This is a genomic window from Rhodanobacter sp. TND4EL1 (assembly GCF_054061035.1).
The window spans coordinates 601,258-617,492 of sequence record NZ_JBSSDT010000002.1 but is presented as its reverse complement, the minus strand read 5'-3'; the positions used below and the strand labels follow the sequence as shown (position 1 = coordinate 617,492).

At 66.5% G+C, this 16,235-nt stretch carries 15 protein-coding genes; 4 read left to right on the top strand and 11 right to left on the bottom strand.

Annotated elements, in window-relative coordinates:
- Positions 1 to 44 precede the first annotated feature (44 nt).
- From ACVWWQ_RS09365 to ACVWWQ_RS09330, 8 genes are all read right to left on the bottom strand, one after another.
- Positions 45 to 1,352: a DUF58 domain-containing protein gene (locus ACVWWQ_RS09365; protein WP_133949293.1), complete on the bottom strand. Its 1,308-nt coding sequence runs from the start codon at positions 1,350 to 1,352 to the stop codon at positions 45 to 47.
- Between the two features lie 106 nt (positions 1,353 to 1,458).
- A complete protein-coding gene (locus ACVWWQ_RS09360) occupies positions 1,459 to 2,463 on the bottom strand; it encodes an AAA family ATPase (RefSeq protein WP_099654650.1) in 1,005 nt (334 codons plus the stop codon).
- Positions 2,460 to 3,578, bottom strand: a complete 1,119-nt coding sequence (locus ACVWWQ_RS09355; RefSeq protein WP_133947862.1) for a DUF4350 domain-containing protein — start codon at positions 3,576 to 3,578, stop codon at positions 2,460 to 2,462. Before ACVWWQ_RS09355 ends, ACVWWQ_RS09360 begins: the two co-directional genes overlap by 4 nt.
- A complete protein-coding gene (locus ACVWWQ_RS09350) occupies positions 3,575 to 5,095 on the bottom strand; it encodes a DUF4129 domain-containing protein (protein WP_133947863.1) in 1,521 nt (506 codons plus the stop codon). Before ACVWWQ_RS09350 ends, ACVWWQ_RS09355 begins: the two co-directional genes overlap by 4 nt.
- On the bottom strand, positions 5,085 to 6,062 hold the full coding sequence (locus ACVWWQ_RS09345) for a stage II sporulation protein M (RefSeq protein WP_133947865.1): 978 nt from the start codon (positions 6,060 to 6,062) through the stop codon (positions 5,085 to 5,087). Before ACVWWQ_RS09345 ends, ACVWWQ_RS09350 begins: the two co-directional genes overlap by 11 nt.
- On the bottom strand, positions 6,059 to 6,739 hold the full coding sequence (locus tag ACVWWQ_RS09340; protein WP_133947867.1) for an RDD family protein: 681 nt from the start codon (positions 6,737 to 6,739) through the stop codon (positions 6,059 to 6,061). Before ACVWWQ_RS09340 ends, ACVWWQ_RS09345 begins: the two co-directional genes overlap by 4 nt.
- On the bottom strand, positions 6,739 to 7,257 hold the full coding sequence (locus ACVWWQ_RS09335) for an RDD family protein (protein WP_133947869.1): 519 nt from the start codon (positions 7,255 to 7,257) through the stop codon (positions 6,739 to 6,741). Before ACVWWQ_RS09335 ends, ACVWWQ_RS09340 begins: the two co-directional genes overlap by 1 nt.
- 88 nt (positions 7,258 to 7,345) lie before the next feature.
- Positions 7,346 to 7,813 carry an SET domain-containing protein-lysine N-methyltransferase gene (locus tag ACVWWQ_RS09330; RefSeq protein ID WP_133947871.1) on the bottom strand — a complete coding sequence of 156 codons (468 nt, stop codon included), beginning with the start codon at positions 7,811 to 7,813 and terminating at the stop codon, positions 7,346 to 7,348.
- Positions 7,814 to 8,035: 222 nt separating this feature from the next.
- On the opposite strand from ACVWWQ_RS09330, the gene ACVWWQ_RS09325 reads away from it, so the two are divergent.
- Positions 8,036 to 8,512 (top strand): hypothetical protein, encoded by a 477-nt coding sequence (locus ACVWWQ_RS09325; protein ID WP_133947873.1) that lies wholly within the window; start codon positions 8,036 to 8,038, stop codon positions 8,510 to 8,512.
- A gap of 25 nt (positions 8,513 to 8,537) precedes the next feature.
- A complete protein-coding gene (locus tag ACVWWQ_RS09320) occupies positions 8,538 to 10,328 on the top strand; it encodes an acyl-CoA dehydrogenase C-terminal domain-containing protein (protein ID WP_133947875.1) in 1,791 nt (596 codons plus the stop codon).
- 153 nt (positions 10,329 to 10,481) lie between these two features.
- On the opposite strand, the gene ACVWWQ_RS09315 is transcribed toward ACVWWQ_RS09320, so the two are convergent.
- Positions 10,482 to 10,712 (bottom strand): hypothetical protein, encoded by a 231-nt coding sequence (locus tag ACVWWQ_RS09315; protein WP_099654641.1) that lies wholly within the window; start codon positions 10,710 to 10,712, stop codon positions 10,482 to 10,484.
- A gap of 121 nt (positions 10,713 to 10,833) precedes the next feature.
- Between ACVWWQ_RS09315 and ACVWWQ_RS09310 the strand changes: the two genes are divergently transcribed.
- The gene (locus ACVWWQ_RS09310; protein ID WP_457383411.1) at positions 10,834 to 12,768 is read left to right on the top strand and encodes a CocE/NonD family hydrolase; all 1,935 of its coding nucleotides are present in this window, start codon (positions 10,834 to 10,836) and stop codon (positions 12,766 to 12,768) included.
- Positions 12,769 to 12,900: 132 nt separating this feature from the next.
- Here the strand turns inward: ACVWWQ_RS09310 and ACVWWQ_RS09305 are convergent, their stop codons facing one another.
- On the bottom strand, positions 12,901 to 13,086 hold the full coding sequence (locus tag ACVWWQ_RS09305; RefSeq protein ID WP_099654639.1) for a hypothetical protein: 186 nt from the start codon (positions 13,084 to 13,086) through the stop codon (positions 12,901 to 12,903).
- A gap of 1 nt (position 13,087) precedes the next feature.
- On the bottom strand, positions 13,088 to 15,367 hold the full coding sequence (locus tag ACVWWQ_RS09300; protein WP_133947879.1) for a winged helix-turn-helix domain-containing protein: 2,280 nt from the start codon (positions 15,365 to 15,367) through the stop codon (positions 13,088 to 13,090).
- A gap of 138 nt (positions 15,368 to 15,505) precedes the next feature.
- Between ACVWWQ_RS09300 and ACVWWQ_RS09295 the strand changes: the two genes are divergently transcribed.
- Positions 15,506 to 16,159, top strand: a complete 654-nt coding sequence (locus ACVWWQ_RS09295) for a hypothetical protein (protein WP_133947881.1) — start codon at positions 15,506 to 15,508, stop codon at positions 16,157 to 16,159.
- Positions 16,160 to 16,235: the final 76 nt, after the last annotated feature.

Sequence of the window (16,235 nt, the reverse complement as noted above, 5' to 3'; positions counted from 1 at the left end):
AGTTCATCGATCGTCGCGGCCGATGGTAGCGGCGCAGCAGCTGGCTACAGCCGGCTGCTGCGTTTCAGCGCCAGATAGCGCTCGATCAGCGCCCCGGACAATTCGCTGCAACTCACGTCGAGCGTATTCACACCTTCGCGGCGCAGCGCTTCGTGCACGCGCTCGCGTTCGGCCAGGTAGTGCATCGCGGCGGCGCTGCGGATGCTGTCTTCCAGTTCGGTGCCCGGTTCGCTGGCGGCACGATCCAGCGCCAGTTCGCGCAGGCTGACCAGCATCACCAGATGACGCCTGGACAACATGCTGATCGCCGCGCGCAGTTCCACGTCGTCCTCGTCACGCACGTTGGTGATCAGCACCACCAGCGCGCGGCGTTGCTGGTGCGCGGCCAGCGCGCTGGCGGCGGCCAGATAGTCCGTGGCCTGCGGCAGCGCCTGCAGGTCGTAGCCGGCACCGAGCAGCATGTCCATGCCCAGGCTGCCTTGTTGTGGCGGCAGCCAGCGCTGCTGTTGCCCCATGCAGGCCAGCATGCCGACCGCATCACCCTGGCGCAGCGCGATGCTGGCCAGCGCCAGCGACGCATTCAGCACATGATCGAAGTGCACCAGCTGGTCGTCCTGGGCCAGCATGCGGCGGCCGCAATCGAGCATCAGCACCACCTGCTGGTTGCGCTCGTCGCGGTACTCGCGCGAGATCAGCCGGCTGCTGCGTGCGGTGGCCTTCCAGTCGATCTTGCGCAGGCTGTCGCCGACCCGGTAATCGCGCAGCTCCTGGAATTCGGTGCCCTCGCCGCGGCGCCGCTGCAGCCGCGCGCCAACGCTGCGCGAGGCCAGCTCCACGCTGAGCCCGGCCAGCTCGGCCAGCGAAGCGAAGTTTGGATACACGCGCACGGTCGATGGCGTGCCGATCACGCGGCGCTCCGTCCATGCGCGCCACGGCGAGCGCAACTGGGCGTGGCACCCGTCGAAGCTGAACTGGCCGCGTGCATCGGGAATGACGGTGTAGTCGAGCCGGAGATCCTTGCCGGGCGGAAGGCGCACTTCACGCGGCATGCCGTTGACCATCCAGCCGCCGGGATGCAGGTCGTGCAGGTGCAAAACCTGGCTGCGTCGCGCGACGCCTCGCAGGTGCAGGCTGACGGTCGCGGGCGGACCCAGCGGCATCACCGGCATCACCTCGCGCCGCAGCTCGGGTGACTTCATCCGTCGCAGGCGCCAGCCATCGAGCAGGGCGAACGACGCGATCACGCCGCCAGCGGCGAGCCACGCGGACAGCGGCAGCCAGCCGAGACTGGCCAGCACGCCGAGCACGGTCCAGCCGAGCAGCAGGCACAACAGCGCGGGCGCGGGTCGAATCATTGGTGCGTCGCTACGCTTGTGGGCGATGCTTTCGGGTGGCGTGACGGAGAGCATCGCGCACAGGATGTGCTCCTACAGGGGGCGGGCGGGTGGAGAGGCAGGATCACTGGCGCGGCGCCGGGACCTTGTGCAGCAGCGCGGTCAGCACATCGTCGGGCCGCTGCCGTTCGATCAGTGCTTCGGGTGCCAGTAGCAGGCGATGGCGCAGCGCCGGCAAGGCCACCGCGCGCACGTCGTCCGGGGTGACGAAGTCGCGTCCGTCGATCGCGGCCTGCGCGCGCGCCAGTCGCGCCAGCGCCAGCCCACCGCGCGGACCGGCGCCGCCAATCACGCCCGGCCACTCGCGCGTGGTGCGCACGATGCGCACGGCGTAGTCGGTCACCGCCGCATCCATGCGGATCGCCGCCACTGCCTGCTGCACGGCCAGCAACTGCGCCTGGCTCAGTACCGGCCTGACCTGCGACACGTCGAGATCGGCGGCGACCTTGCCGTTGACCACGCTGGCCACCATGCGGCGCTCGTCTTCGAGAGTGGGATAGCCGATCAGCACCTTGATCAGGAAACGATCCAGCTGCGCTTCGGGCAGCGGGTAGGTGCCCTCCTGTTCGATCGGATTCTGCGTGGCCACCACCATGAACGGCTCGGGCAGCGCGAAGCGGCGACCTTCGATCGTCACCTGGCCTTCCTGCATCGATTCGAGCAGCGCGGCCTGGGTCTTCGCCGGCGCACGATTGATCTCGTCGGCCAGCAACAGGTTGGCGAACACCGGCCCGCGGCGGATCTGGAAGCGCTCGGTCTTCGGATCGTAGATCGCATGACCAGTGACGTCGGCCGGCATCAGGTCGGGGGTGAACTGCACGCGACCGAAGGTGCAGCCGACCGACGCGGCCAGCGCGCGCACCAGCAAGGTCTTGCCCAGCCCGGGCACGCCTTCGATCAGCACGTGACCGCTGGCCAGCAGAGCCAGCAGGGCCTGGTCGAACACCTCGGCCTGGCCGATGAAGGCTCGGGTGACCTGGTGGCGCAGCGCGCGGACATGCTCGCCCAACTCGGCAATCGAGAGCGTGGGCGCCGGCGTGGCCGGGACGGCGAGGGTTTCGGTACTCATGGGCGGCTCCTGAGTCGGGCCAGGGTGATGATGGAAGCGCGGAACGCCTGTGCGTTCGCGGGTGACTGGAAGGCTTGCGCGATGTGCACCGGGTCGAGCGAGCTGCGCTCGGCCAGTCGCGCGTACAGCGCCTCGCCGTTGAGCATGGCGCAGGCCGGATCGCGCCGGCGCAGGCGCGCCAGCACGGTGTCGCAGGCCAGCCGATGCAGGCTGCGTCCATCGTCGCGGCGATACACGAATTCTCCGGCCGCCTGGACATGTTCAAGCAGCGCACGCCGATGCAGCGCCGGCGCGGGCATCAACGGACCCAGCCGCGCGCTGCGCATCGCCATCCATGCGGCCAGCAGCAGGGTCAGCGCCAGCAGCGCCGGCCACGCGCTGGTCCACAGGAACGTCAGGAACGAAGGGCCATCCAGTGCATAGATCAGCCAGGTCGTGCCACGTCCGCGATTGGGTTCCAGCAGACGCCAGGCAAACTGCTGCGCCGCCGCCTGTTTGAGCTGATTGCGCGAGAGCGGGGTGAAGCTGGCCAACAGGCTGACCGTGCCCTTGCCAAGGTGGGTACGCGCGTAGAGATAGCCATCCGTCGCGTCGCCGATGGCGGCGTCGACCGTGGCGCGCGCATCGGCAAGCCGGAAGCGGGTGCCGCACAAACCCGGCTTGCCCTTGTCATCGTCGTGACTGCCCGCCAGCTGGAACACGCTGCACGCGTATTGACCCGGGTGCGGGTCCAGCAGGCCGAGGGCATCGAACATCGGCGTGCGCAGAGCCGCCGCGGCACCGGGCGACAGCAACAGGTGACCACCGCCGCGCACCCACGCGGCGATTCGCGCGGCGTCGTCGACGTCCACCCGGCTGGCATCGGCGCCGATCAGCAAGGTGTCGCCACCCTTCAGGGGAAGCTGGCGCGGATCCAGCGTGGTCAGCGAATGAGCCGGCAGGTCCAGTCGTCCCAGGGTTTCCTGCAGGGCGAAGAACCGGTTGTAGCGTGCCTCGCCGTGCGCGGGATCGGTCTCGGTGACGTCCTTGCGCTCGAACGTGGCGAAGAAGCCCGCAAGCAACAGCAGCGACACCGCAAGCACCACCAGGCCGATGATCAGCGTCTTGCGATTCATGCGGACACTCCGGCCTGCGCAGGCCAACCGGCGAGCAACTGCTCCATCGTTGCATCGTCCGGATAGCGGTCGGCGTAGGCCGCGAATTGCCAGGTGCGCACGATGGCCATGACGCGCCGGGCACGGGCCGGATCCTCAATGGCCCGGGCCCGGCGCAACCAGTCCGACTCGGTGGCATCTTTGGACGGTGGCAGTTGCAACAGTTGCGCCGTCCGTTCCACGCAACCGCGGTAAAGCAGGGCCAGCGCTTCGCGTCGCCGCTGTTCCCGCCACAGCGCGCGGGTGGCGCCGGCCAGATCCTCCGGCAGGGACAGCTCCGCCTCTTCGCGGGATGACAGCGGCGACGGGGACATCGGAGCCGCCGCCTCGGGCTCGCTGTTCCAGCGTCCTCGCCAGCGCCAGGCAAACCCCACCAGCGCCAGCAGTGCACCGACCAGCAGCAGCCACAGCATTCCCTTGACGATCACCGACAGCCACTGGCCGGGTGCGGAGAAGAATGGCTGCGTGTCCTGACGCTCCGCCGCCGCCGGATGTTTGAGTCGCCACGCCCGCGCCGCGTGTTCGCCACCAAAACGAGGATCGCGATACACCTGTGCGGCCGCTTCGGCGAAACGCTTTTCGTCGCCAGGGGATGACGCGCCAAAGACCTGGTCGACGCTCGTGGTGATCGTCTTCGGCGCCGACTGACCGACGCCCTGCGCCTGTGCACCCGGCAGCAGGCCCACGCACAGCAGCACGATGCCCAGCACCTTGCCCAGCGCCTCGATCCGCGTGCGCATGCGACGAAACGCCAGGTCGATGTCCCACGCCTCGAGCTGCGTGCGGCGATTGAGATAGAGCGCAAAGCCGCAGGCGACGTACAGCGGCTCGATCGCACTCATCGCCAGATACGCCACGCCCGCGCCCAGCACGATCCACGTGGAAGACATGCGCTGCGTTTCGTCGCGGAAGAATCCGGTCAGCGATTCCGGCCGCCATTCGTGCGGGATCAGCAGCAGCGCGAACAGCCAGAAGCTGAGGAACAGCACCAGTTCAAATTGCAGGCAACCATAGGTGAGCAGGCTGACGTCACCCACGATGCGCCGACGCAGCACCTTCCAGCGCGCCGACCGCTGCTGGCGCGAAGCACCCTCCAGCAGGTCCAGCGGCAGGCGCAGGGCGCGACTGCTGTCGATACGCAACCAGCTCAGTCCGGCCATCGTGCTGCGCCAACTCCACTGGCGCTGGCCATGCAGGGTCTCGCGCCAGCTGGGTGCGCGGTCGAACACCGCACGCGAGAGCACGTAAAGCGGCACACGATCAAACAGCGGCTTCAGCCACCACATCAGCAGCCAGCCCAGCCATGGCCAGTCCAGCAACAGACCCAGCGCGTTGCATGCCACGAACAACGGCAAGGTGAAGGCGAACCACGCCGACCACACGGCCCGCGCGTTGGCGCGAAGCATCGCGGCGCCAAGATCGATCGCCTCGCGCGTCACCCGCGGACGCAACACCACGCTGATCCGTTCAAGCTCCATGCTTGCCCGCCCTGCCGCCACGCCACAGCCAGCCCAGCACCAACACCCACAGCACGGCACCGCTGCCGAACCTCACCCCGTCGGGCAAGCTCGCGATCGATGACCAGTAGGCTTCGACAAACGCCGCCATCAACAGCATCGCGAATGCGCCCAGCGCCAGTTGCGCACCGATCCAGCCGGCAGCCACCAGCGCCGGTCCGCGACGCTGGCGGCCTGGCGCCAGCAAGGTCAGGCCCAGCTTCAGGCCGGCGCCGCCGGCAATCACCAGCGCCGTCAGTTCGAACGCGGAATGAGCGACCACGAAGCGCCAGAACGGAGCGCCGTAACCGATGGCAGTGAGGTGGCCGGCGACGCCGCCGATCAGCAGTCCGTTGGCGCCCAGCACATAAATGGCACCCACGCCGAAAACCAGTCCCGAGGCAAAGGAGCGGAACGCGATGCTGACGTTGTTCATCACGTAGTAGCCGAACATGTGCAGATCGGTGCCGCTGCTGCGACCGATGCGCGGGTTGGCCGGGTCGTACATTTTCTCGAACTGGGCCAGCTGCGCACTGCTGAAGACCGTGTGGGCCAGTTCCGGTCGCCACTGCATCAACAACAAAGTGACCAGCGCCGGCACGTAGAACAGCAACGCCGCCGCCAGCATGCAGCGCCACTGCGCCCGCACCAGGCGCGGGAAGCCGCCGACCAGGAAGGCGACCACGCGATGCCAGCGCGGTGCCGGCGGTTGGTACAGCACGCGATGCCCCTGCTGCACGATGCGCTGCAGGCGCTCGGTCACTTCATGGCTGTAGCCGCGGCCACGTGCCAGCGCCAGGTGATGGCAAACCCGACGGTAGGACGAGGGAAACTCCAGCGCCTGATCCTGCCGCAAGGTGCGTTTGGCCTGGCGATCCAGCGCGCCCAGCCACGACTCCAGGTTGTCCCACTCCGCACGGTGCAAGGCGACGAAACGTTCCTGCTTCATGCCCGCCCCAGCAACCAGTTTGCATGCGCCACCAGTTGGCGGATCGCGGCGGTGTCACGCTGGCCGGTCAACGGCGTGAGCACGTTGGCCAGTTCTTCCTGGCGCTGCACGGTGAGCTGGCCGGCGCGCTCGGCAAACTCGATCAGCGCCGCCTGCTCATCACTGGCCAGCACCATCGGCAGCGGCAGCGCCGCCAGCGCGGGAATGTCCTGGCCGGCTGGCAGGTCCGCGGCATGGATCACCATGGTGCCCGCCACGATGTCGCCCAGACGACGTGCATGCGGATCGATCAACGTACAGGCCAGGCCCACCCCGTACACGCCCGGCAAGGCATCCACCACGCGCAGCAGGTTGCGCACCACCGAGGGCAGCCAGGTCACCGGCGTGCCGTCCGCGTTGACCACGCGCAGGCCAAGCGCACGCTTGCCCAGGGTCTGCCCGCCCAGCCACACCTCGCACACCACGGAATAGCCCCACATCAGCGCGAACATCACCAGCATCGCCAGGCCATTGCCACCCTTGCCAAACATGGCGAGCGGAATCATCGCGACGAAGAGCATGGCCAGACGCAGCAGCAGGTCCACCATCCACGCCTGCGCACGTGGCAACGCGCCGGCCGCACGCAGACGCAGCGAAACGCCTTCCGGCGTCTCGATCTCGCGGACGGTGTCGATCATCAAGCGTCGACGACGATGGTGTCGGCGATCAAATCATGCAGGCAGCGCTTTTCCTTGCCGAAGATCAACAGCGGATCAATCAGGCCGGACACTTTGCCGACCAGTGGAATCATGCCCAGCACGAGCATCGGCGCGACGCGCAGGAAGATGTAACGCGGCAGGCTGACTTGGCTGCCATCGGTACGCACCACGGCAATATCCAGCGCCCGCTTGCCGATGGTTTGTCCGCTCCGATGCAACATCAGGCAGTTCACCACGATGATCGTGATCATCAGGGCCAGGCCCAGCAGCATCAGCGCGACCATCGGTCCGGCGGGCTTGATGCCCCGCCTCACGTCGACCGCCATGAAACCGGCCCAGACCACCGGGGCCAGCCAGATCACGCTGATCAGTCCATCCAGCAAGGCAGCGCCAAGGCGCTTGCCGCGCCCCGCCTTGCGATTTTCCAGGTCGTAAGCGTCCCACGCCTGCACATCGTCGATCACGGCTGCCGGTGCGGCATACGGATTGCTTTCCATCATCCTTCCCCTTGGTGTTCGTCCCTGGCCCTGCCCTCCCCCATGGCGGGCAAGCCGGGTGAGTATAAAAGGGGAATTCCGTGCTTGCCTACCGCTTGGACTTGAGCAGGGTACCGGTGCATTTCGGCGAGCCGCACAGGCAAACCCACAGCTTCTTGAGGCGCGCGGTATGCGGCACGTCGAGCACGATGCCGTAGTCGTAAGTCAGTTCTTCGCCCGGCTTGATGTTGCGGATCGCCTCGATCAGCACGCGGTCACGGCGCGGATTGCCGGTGCTGCTTTCCTCCACCAGCGCGCGGCAGTTCGGCGCGCAGCTGTGGTTGATCCAGCGCGCGCTGTTGCCGTTCTGGTTGGCGTCGATGATGTAGTCATCGTTGAGGGTGAACAGGAACGTGTGGCCCGTTTCGCCACCATCGCCGTACAAGTCATCGGCCTCGTCATGGCTCAGCAACTTGCCCTTGTATTCGATGATTTCCTCGCCCTTGCCGATCGGGGCCGTGGCGAACACGCCGTTGCCGTGGATCGGCGAGCGGCGCGCAACAAAACGTCGTGACATGCGGTGAAACCCTGCGATGGAGACAAGTTGCCGATGATGCCCGTTTGCGGATCCGCGCGAAACCGTTGGCAAGCTGCGCGTGGATGAGACGACACGATCACCACGCATGGGGTTTGAGGCGGTGCCTCGGCGGCTCTCCGCAGCGTTGATTTGCCGCCGCTGGCCTGCTGCCCCCCAATCGCGGTTAGAATCGGCATTCAAACGATCGTTTGGAGAACTGCGATGCGTCTGTTGCGCTGGATCCTTCCTGTCCTCTTGCTCGGCCTGGCAGCATGCGGCCCGGCCAAGAAGAGCGTTTTTCCGCCCAGCATGAGCATTCAGCAGCTGGTGGTGCTGCCCAGTGGCCAGTGGCAGCTCACCGTCCGCATCCAGAACAACAGCTATGCCGGCATGAAGTTCACCGAGCTGGATGGCCAGCTGCAGATCGCCGAGAACGTGCCGGTGCGCCTGCATGCGAACTTCGACCTGGACATCCCGGAGCTGGCCGGCGACGTGCTCCGCATCGACGTGCTGCCCACGACCGCAATGAGCCAGGCGTTGCAGGCCATTGCCGACAAGGGCAGCGCCGGCTCGCTGGCCTACCGCATCAGTGGCAGCACCCGCGCCAAACCCGAGCAGGAAGACAAGCCGCGCTCGTTCGACTTCAGCGGCAATGACTGGATCTCGGCCGTGCCGGGCATCGCCAACACGTATCGCTGATCAACCATTCAACGAAGGAATCACCATGACCGCTTACAAGGCTCCCCTCGACGACCTGCGTTTCGCCCTGTTCGATGTGCTGGACGCGGAACCCACGCTGACCTCGTTGAAAGACGGCGAAGCGCACAGCCGTGATCTGTTCGACGCCGTGCTGGAAGAAGCAGGGCGTCTGAGCGAGCAGTTGCTGGCGCCGACCAATGGCCCGGCCGACGCGGAAGGTTGCCAGTTCGACAAGGCCTCCCGGACGGTGACCACGCCGAAGGGCTTCAAGGAAGCGTTCAAGCAATTCGCCGAAGGCGGCTGGACCGGCCTGACCAATCCCGAGGCCTACGGCGGCCAGGCCCTGCCCGGCGTGCTGGGCACCGCCACCACCGAGATTTTCCAGTCCGGCAACCTGGCCTGGAGCCTGTACCCGCTGCTGTCCGAGGGTGCCACCCACGCGATGCAGATGCATGGCGAGGAATGGCAGCGCGAACGCTTCATGACGCCGATCGTGGCCGGCCGCTGGACTGGCACGATGTGCCTGACCGAACCGCAGGCCGGCTCCGACCTGGGCTTGCTGAAGACCCGCGCCGCACCGGCGGCCCCCGATGCGGACGGCCATGCGGTCTACAAGCTCAGCGGCACCAAGATCTTCATCAGTGCCGGCGAACATGACCTCACCGAAAACATCGTGCATCTGGTGCTGGCGCGTCTGCCGGACGCACCGGAAGGCAGCCGCGGCATCTCGATGTTCATCGTGCCGAAGTTCAAGCTCAATGCTGACGGCACGCCGGGCGAGCGCAACACCGTGGCTGCTGGTGCGATCGAGCACAAGATGGGCATCCACGCCTGCTCCACCTGCGTGATGAACTTCGACGGCGCCGAGGGTTATTTGATCGGCAAGCCGCACAAGGGCCTGGCCGCGATGTTCACCATGATGAATGCCGCACGCCTTTCCGTGGGCGTGCAGGGTCTGGCGCTGGCCGAGCGCGCTCTGCAGAACAGCCTGAACTATGCGCGTGAGCGACTGCAGTCGCGCTCGCTGTCCGGCGCAAAATTCCCCGACAAGCCTGCCGACAACCTGCTGGTGCAGCCGGACGTGCGGCGCATGCTGCTGACCCAGCGTGCGTTCGTCGAAGGCTCGCGCGCGCTGGTGCTGTACACCGCGTTGCAGACCGACATCGAACATCGCGCCACCGACGAAGCCGCCCGCCAGAAGGCCGGCGAGCTGGTCGCCTTCCTGATCCCGATCGCCAAGGGCATGACAACCGAGCTGGCACAGGAATGCACCAAGGAAGCGCTGCAGATTTATGGCGGTCACGGCTACATCGCCGAAAACGGCATGGAGCAGTTCGTCCGCGATGCACGCATCATCACCTTGTACGAAGGCACCACCGGCATCCAGGCGGCCGACCTTCTTGGCCGCAAGATCCTCCAGTTGCAGGGTATCGGTGCCAAGCACTTCCTGCAGGAGATCAGCGCGTTCTGCCAGCAGCACAGTGCCGATGCCGCGCTGCGCAACCTGATCGGCCCGCTGGCCATCGCCACCAGGGAATGGAGCGACCTCACCGTGAGCCTGGCCCAGCGCGTGCAGGCCAACCCGGAAGAACTCGGCGCCGCGGCGACGGACTACCTGTACTACTCCGGCTACGTCACCCTCGCCTACCTGTGGGCACGCAGCGTGGTGGCGGCCGAGTCCAGCACGCAGTCGGCCGCGTTCAAGCAGGCCAAGCGCGACACCGCGGCGTTCTACTTCGCCCGCATCCTGCCGCGCACGCTGATGCACAAGGCCGCGATCGAGGCAGGCGTGGCCAGCCTGCCCGACATCGCCTGATTCGCCACAGCGGCCTGAACGAGAAAAGCCCGGGCACTGCTCCCGGGCTTTTCTTTTTCTGCAGGGCCGCAAATCCCCGCGGTGTGCCGGACTTCCCGGAAATGACGGGAAGTGCCCAAGCGGGTCAGCTTCTGCTCCGCCGCGCCAAGCCGCTCAGAGGCCCTCGCTCTCTGCGCCATACATGCGCTGGTACTGCCTGATCCAGTCTTCGTGCAACGTGGCCACTTCCAGCAACTCGCGCGCCAGCGCCTGTTGGGCCATCGCCACGCCCGAAGGGCTTCGTGCAGCCGGCGGCGGTGCCTTGGCCACGCGCAGCACGGGCGCCTCGGCGATGGCCGCGTCGGTGTCGAGCAGATAACTGATGTCGTAGGCAAGGTCGCTCATGCGGTGACTCAAGCAACAGGCTTGCCAAACCCCGCAGTCGCGCGCGATGGGGCAACCGGTCTACTCTGGACCGACACAGACCAAGGGGACCCCCATGACTTCGAGCCGGTTCATTCCGGGCATCCGCCCCCTGCTGTTTGCCGTGCTGCTGACTGCGGCAGGCATGCTGCAAGCCGCTGATGCACCACAGGCCAAATACCCGGACTACCCCAGTGAAACGCCGGCGAAGTTCGTCCCCGCCACCGCCAGCTTCGATTACGAGCGGCGCGAGGTGATGATCCCGATGCGCGACGGGGTGAAGCTGCACACCGTCATCCTGATTCCGAAAGGTGCCCATCACGCCGGCATCCTGTTGACCCGCACGCCGTACGACGCGAATGCACTGACCCACCTCAGCATGAGCGGCCACCTTGAGTCAGCGCTGCAGGGTTACGACAACGTCGCCGACATCATCGTCGAGGACGGTTACATCCGCGTGGTGCAGGACGTGCGCGGCAAGTACGGCTCCGAAGGCGACTACGTGATGAACCGGCCGCTGCACGGTCCGCTGAATCCCACCCCGGTGGATGACGCCACCGACACGTACGACAGCATCGACTGGCTGGTGAAGAACATCCCCGAGTCCAACGGCAAGGTCGGCACGCTGGGCATCTCGTACGACGGCTTCGAACCGTTGATCGCATTGTTCAACCCGCATCCGGCGTTGAAGGTGTCGGTGCCGATGAACCCGATGGTCGATGGCTGGATGGGCGACGACTGGTTCCACCACGGTGCGTTCCGCCAGCAGAACATGGCCTACATGTACGAGCAGACCGCCAGCCGCGACAACGCGATCAAGTGGTGGACCAACTACCACGACGAGTACGACCTGTTCATGCATTACGGCTCGGCCGGTGCGCTGGCCGACGCCTACGGCATGCGCCAGCTCCCCTTCTGGAACAAGGTGCTGGCGCATCCGGCCTACGACAGCTTCTGGAGCGACCAGGCGGTCGACAAGCTGCTCGCCAGACAGCCGCTGAAGGTGCCGGTGATGCTGGTGCACAGCCTGTGGGACCAGGAGGACATCTACGGCGCGTTGGCCGTCTATCGCGCGATCAAGCCGAAAGACAGCAGCGGCAACATGGTCAAGCTGGTGATGGGTCCGTGGAACCACGGCCAGGAGATCAAGGAAGGCAGCTCGCTGGGCGCGTTGCGTTTCGGCAGTGACACCTCGAAATACTTCCGCGAAAAGATCCTGCGTCCGTATCTGGCGCAATACCTGAAGGACGGCGCACCGAAGGCCGATGTCGCTCCCGTGACGGCCTACCAGACCGGCAGCAACCAGTGGCAGCGACTGGATCGCTGGCCGCTCGCCTGCGCCGAAGGCTGCGCCACGAAGAGCCGCCCGCTCTATCTGGAAGCCGGCAACAAGCTCGGCTTCACCGCGCCAGCCGCCGGTGCCGGTTATGACGAATACGTTTCCGACCCGGCCCACCCGGTGCCGTTCCGCGCCCGCCCGATCCAGCCGATCGGCTACGACACCCTCACCTGGCCACAGTGGCTGGTCGACGACCAGCGCGAGGCCTCCGGTCGCACCGATGTGGTCAGTTATGTCAGCGATGTGCTCACCGCGCCGATCACCATCAGCGGCGCGCCGGAAGTGAATCTGATTGCCTCCACCAGCGGCACAGACAGCGACTGGGTGGTCAAGCTGATCGACGTCTACCCTGATCAGGTCGCGTATGAGCCCGAGATGGGGGGCTATCAACTGGCGGTGGCGATGGACATCTTCCGCGGCCGCTACCGCGAAGGCTTTGCCGAGGCGAAGCCGATCGCCGCCAACCAGCCGCTGTCCTACCGCTTCGCTCTGCCCGCAGCCAACCACGTGTTCCGGCCAGGCCACCGCATCATGGTGCAGGTGCAATCGAGCTGGTTCCCGCTGTACGACCGCAACCCGCAGACCTTCGTGCCGAACATCTTCCAGGCCAAGCCGACGGATTATCAAAAGGCCACGCAGCGGGTGTATCACGCACCCGATGAAGCCAGTTACATCGCGCTGCCGGTGGTGGCGAACTGAGCCATTGACGGGCACTCAGGCATGGCATGCCCGCGCGTCGGTGCTCTCGCGAGCGCCGAGCGGGAATGAAAGCCGGTGCGACTGCCGGCCCTCGTCGAGGCAACGAGGGCCGCCCCTGAGCACCCTCACGGATTACGCCGGCGGCGGCTTCGGCACCACCACGATCTTCACGGCAAATCGCGGCGGTGGCTTCGGCACGACGACAGCCATGGCCACGGCCATGATGTTGATGCTCTGGATATCGTCGAGGTCGAAGCAGTAAGTGACAGCTTCCTGCCCGCGCTCGTCGACGGACTGCTCACTGGGCTTTTTGGCCATGTCATCCTCCAGGTGGGTGTCCCTTGCTCGCGCCAGGGACGGGTGATTCCGTGCCGGAGCCGCGCTCTGCGGCTTTCACCGGAGAAAGCAGGCCCAGGCGACGGAAGACAAGATTGCTTGCGATCAGGGTCTCGGCCATGCCCGCCGCACGGGCGCTCGCCAACCGCTCGCGCGCCGCGCCGACATCGCCCAGCAGAGCCAGCGTTTCCGCATTCAGCAGCGCCACTTCACCGGGCTGGCCGGACAACGACTCGGCACGTTTCACCAGCTTTCGGGCGCTGCTCGCGTCGCCCAGCATGATTCGATAGAGCCCCAGCGAAGCCACCGCACGGGCATCATCCGGCTTGACCCGCAGATAGCTTTCGGCACGCACCGCCGCTTGCTCATAGGCCTTGTGCACATCGGCGGGACTCGCGGCCGAGTCGGCGTGCAAGGCCTCGCCCAGATTGCCCCAGGTCATGAAATCCTGCGGATCCAGCGCCGTCGCCTGACGCTGCAGATCGACCGCCGCGGCGTAGTCGCCTGCCTGATATCTGAGGGAGCCCAGATTGGTCAAGGTGGCGGCCGCAGGCGCGATTCCGATCGAGTGCTGCAATGCCTGCACTGCCGCGGCGTTGTCGCCGAGCTCCATGTACAGCGCGCCCAGAGTGCCCCAGAGGTTGGCATCCCCCGGCTGCAGGCCCACGGCCTGACGGTAGGAAGCAACGGCATGCGTCACATCGCCATCGAGGTACTGCTGGTAGCCGATCTGAGCGAGCAGGGCGGGATCGTCGGGACCAAGCTGCAAGGCCTGCTGAAATTGCGCATAGGCCAGATCATGCCGACCCATCGCGGCGTACACCTGCGCCTCGCCGATATGCGCACGGATCTGCAGCGCCGGCGACCGCGCGCTGCTGCGATAGTGCTGCAACGCGCGCCCGGAGTCCCCGCTGGCCCGGTACAGGTCGCCCAGTGCCAGATCCACCTCGGCCAATGCCGGGTCCATCTCGACCGCCCGCTGGCACGCAAGCTGGGCGTTCTTGAACGCCTCCGCGCTGTGCTTGCTTTCGAAGCGCCAGATCTCGGCACGGCAGATGCCCGCCTGTGCCCGTGCGAACCCGCTGTCCTCTTTCAACGCCTGACCGAACCGTTCGATCGCCTTGTCGGTGCTGTCGGGACGGCTGGTCTGATGCAGCATCTGCAAACCTTGCAGATAGACATCGAAGGCGGCCGCGTTATGGGTGGGCGTCAGACGCTTCGCCAACAGGTTGCTTTCGCCGGGCATGACTCCCAACAGCGCGTGCACCACCTCGTTGGCAATCTCGCTCTGGGTGGCGAATACGTCGGAGAGCTCGCGATCGTAGGTATGGCTCCACAGGGTGAACCCCGTCGACGTGTCGGACAGGTGGGCGGTGATGCGTACGCGTGAACCTTCCCGGCGAACGCTGGCATCCAGCACGGTCGCCACACCCAGGCGCGCGCCCAGCGCCTTGACATCGGAGTACCCGGTGCCCGTTGACGACGCGCTGAATGCGGCCACCCGCAGGCCTTTCACTCCCGCCAGCGCATCGCGCATCTCCTCGGCCAACCCTTCGGCGAAGTAGTCGTCGCTGCGTTGGCTGCTGAGGCTGGTAAAGGGCATCACCGCGATCGACGCGGCGATCGGCCGCGGCGACACCGGGATCCGATTCCACAGAAACCACGCGGCGGCCAGGCTGATCAGCAACAGCCATGCCGCCAGCGCCAGCCACCGTCGCCGGCGACGTGCCGGACGCGGATCGACGACCGGCAGGACCACATCCGCGCCAGCGTGCTCCTGTTCCGGCGCGCGCTCAGGCGCGGGGTCGGACGGATCCAGGCGTGCCGGCATAGCCGAATCGTCGACGGCGAGCGGCAGGTCGGTGATCGCTGACTCCGGCTGGTCATCCCCTCCTGCCTGCACCGGGACGCCTTCCTCGCCGCCCAGGTGGCCGATGAAGCTGTAACCCAGCGCATGATGGGTCTGGATATAGCGCGGCTGCTGGGAGTCGTCATCCAGTGCATGGCGCAGTTGCGCGATCGCCCGGGTCAGCACGCCGGGGGTGACATGGCGGTGACCCCAGACCTGGTCGAGCAGGTCGTCACGACCGACCAGCTCGCCGGAGTGCTGCAGCAGTACCAGCAGCACAGCGAAGGCCTTGGGCTCCAGCGGCTGGGAAACCCCCGCCCGCAACAGGCTGTGCGCGGCCGGGTCGACCACGATCGTGTCAAATCGAAAAGGTGCAGCACCCCTGCTGCGCACGCCCGATCCGGTCTGGTCCATCGGAAAGCCCTCAGGCGATCACATAAACCTCAGCGTTCGCTCATGCAAGCCGTGCATTTCCCTCATGACTCCCAACCGCCCTGCGTTGGATTCTGTGGCTGCGCCGCATCCCGCGGCGTCAATAACGGAGGATCCGCCATGAACACCCAGATTGCCAGCCTGCAACCCCTCTCGCCCGCCCTGCAGTCGCCCTCGTGGACCCAGCTGGACCGTCCCGCCCGTCGCCACTTCATCGGCGGGTTTCTGCCCGAGGTCCTGGCGCTGGCCCATTTCAATGAATTGCTGGCGCAATTGCACCACTTCCCGCTCGACAGCGACCAGTTGGCCACGGCGTCACGTGAGCTGATCGACGGCTCAGCCGGCCACCGGCGTCCGGAAGTCATCGAGCAACGCCTGCGGCTGGTCGCCACGGTGGACCGGATGATGGCCGACACCGTCTGGCAGCCGGATAGCGCCGCGGCGGGGCCTGCACACATGGTGGTCGACTACGCGCACAGTGATCACGCGCTGATTCCCGCCAGCGCACCGCTGGTCGGCCGGCTCGACGACGCGATCCTGATCGACGCCGCCTGGCCGCAACTGGCCGACGAAGTCGACTGCTATCTCGACTATTGCCGCGTGCGCGCGATCGAGGCCGAACTGCGCGGCTGCAGGGTCGACAGCTTCGCGTTCACCCGTGAGGACTGGCAGCAGGCCCGGTGTGCCGAAGCCGGCCTGATGGCGCACTGCCGCCGCGTCGGCGCAACCAGCTACCTGCCTTCGCCGGCCCCGGCATGTTTCGGTGTGCATTGACATCCCGCCTGCCTCCCTCCCCCGACAGCATGGTGAGGGAGGCAGGTGCCACACCGGCGCGTTGGCCACTCCTGCC

Bases quoted from the DNA above. Each gene is read 5' to 3' on its own strand.
- ACVWWQ_RS09360 (WP_099654650.1), bottom strand. From the start codon at position 2,463: ATGAGTACCGAAACCCTCGCCGTCCCGGCCACGCCGGCGCCCACGCTC.
- ACVWWQ_RS09355 (WP_133947862.1), bottom strand. From the start codon at position 3,578: ATGAATCGCAAGACGCTGATCATCGGCCTGGTGGTGCTTGCGGTGTCG.
- ACVWWQ_RS09350 (WP_133947863.1), bottom strand. From the start codon at position 5,095: ATGGAGCTTGAACGGATCAGCGTGGTGTTGCGTCCGCGGGTGACGCGC.
- ACVWWQ_RS09345 (WP_133947865.1), bottom strand. From the start codon at position 6,062: ATGAAGCAGGAACGTTTCGTCGCCTTGCACCGTGCGGAGTGGGACAAC.
- ACVWWQ_RS09340 (WP_133947867.1), bottom strand. From the start codon at position 6,739: ATGATCGACACCGTCCGCGAGATCGAGACGCCGGAAGGCGTTTCGCTG.
- ACVWWQ_RS09335 (WP_133947869.1), bottom strand. From the start codon at position 7,257: ATGGAAAGCAATCCGTATGCCGCACCGGCAGCCGTGATCGACGATGTG.
- ACVWWQ_RS09330 (WP_133947871.1), bottom strand. From the start codon at position 7,813: ATGTCACGACGTTTTGTTGCGCGCCGCTCGCCGATCCACGGCAACGGC.
- ACVWWQ_RS09325 (WP_133947873.1), top strand. From the start codon at position 8,036: ATGCGTCTGTTGCGCTGGATCCTTCCTGTCCTCTTGCTCGGCCTGGCA.
- ACVWWQ_RS09320 (WP_133947875.1), top strand. From the start codon at position 8,538: ATGACCGCTTACAAGGCTCCCCTCGACGACCTGCGTTTCGCCCTGTTC.
- ACVWWQ_RS09315 (WP_099654641.1), bottom strand. From the start codon at position 10,712: ATGAGCGACCTTGCCTACGACATCAGTTATCTGCTCGACACCGACGCG.
- ACVWWQ_RS09305 (WP_099654639.1), bottom strand. From the start codon at position 13,086: ATGGCCAAAAAGCCCAGTGAGCAGTCCGTCGACGAGCGCGGGCAGGAA.
- ACVWWQ_RS09300 (WP_133947879.1), bottom strand. From the start codon at position 15,367: ATGGACCAGACCGGATCGGGCGTGCGCAGCAGGGGTGCTGCACCTTTT.
- ACVWWQ_RS09295 (WP_133947881.1), top strand. From the start codon at position 15,506: ATGAACACCCAGATTGCCAGCCTGCAACCCCTCTCGCCCGCCCTGCAG.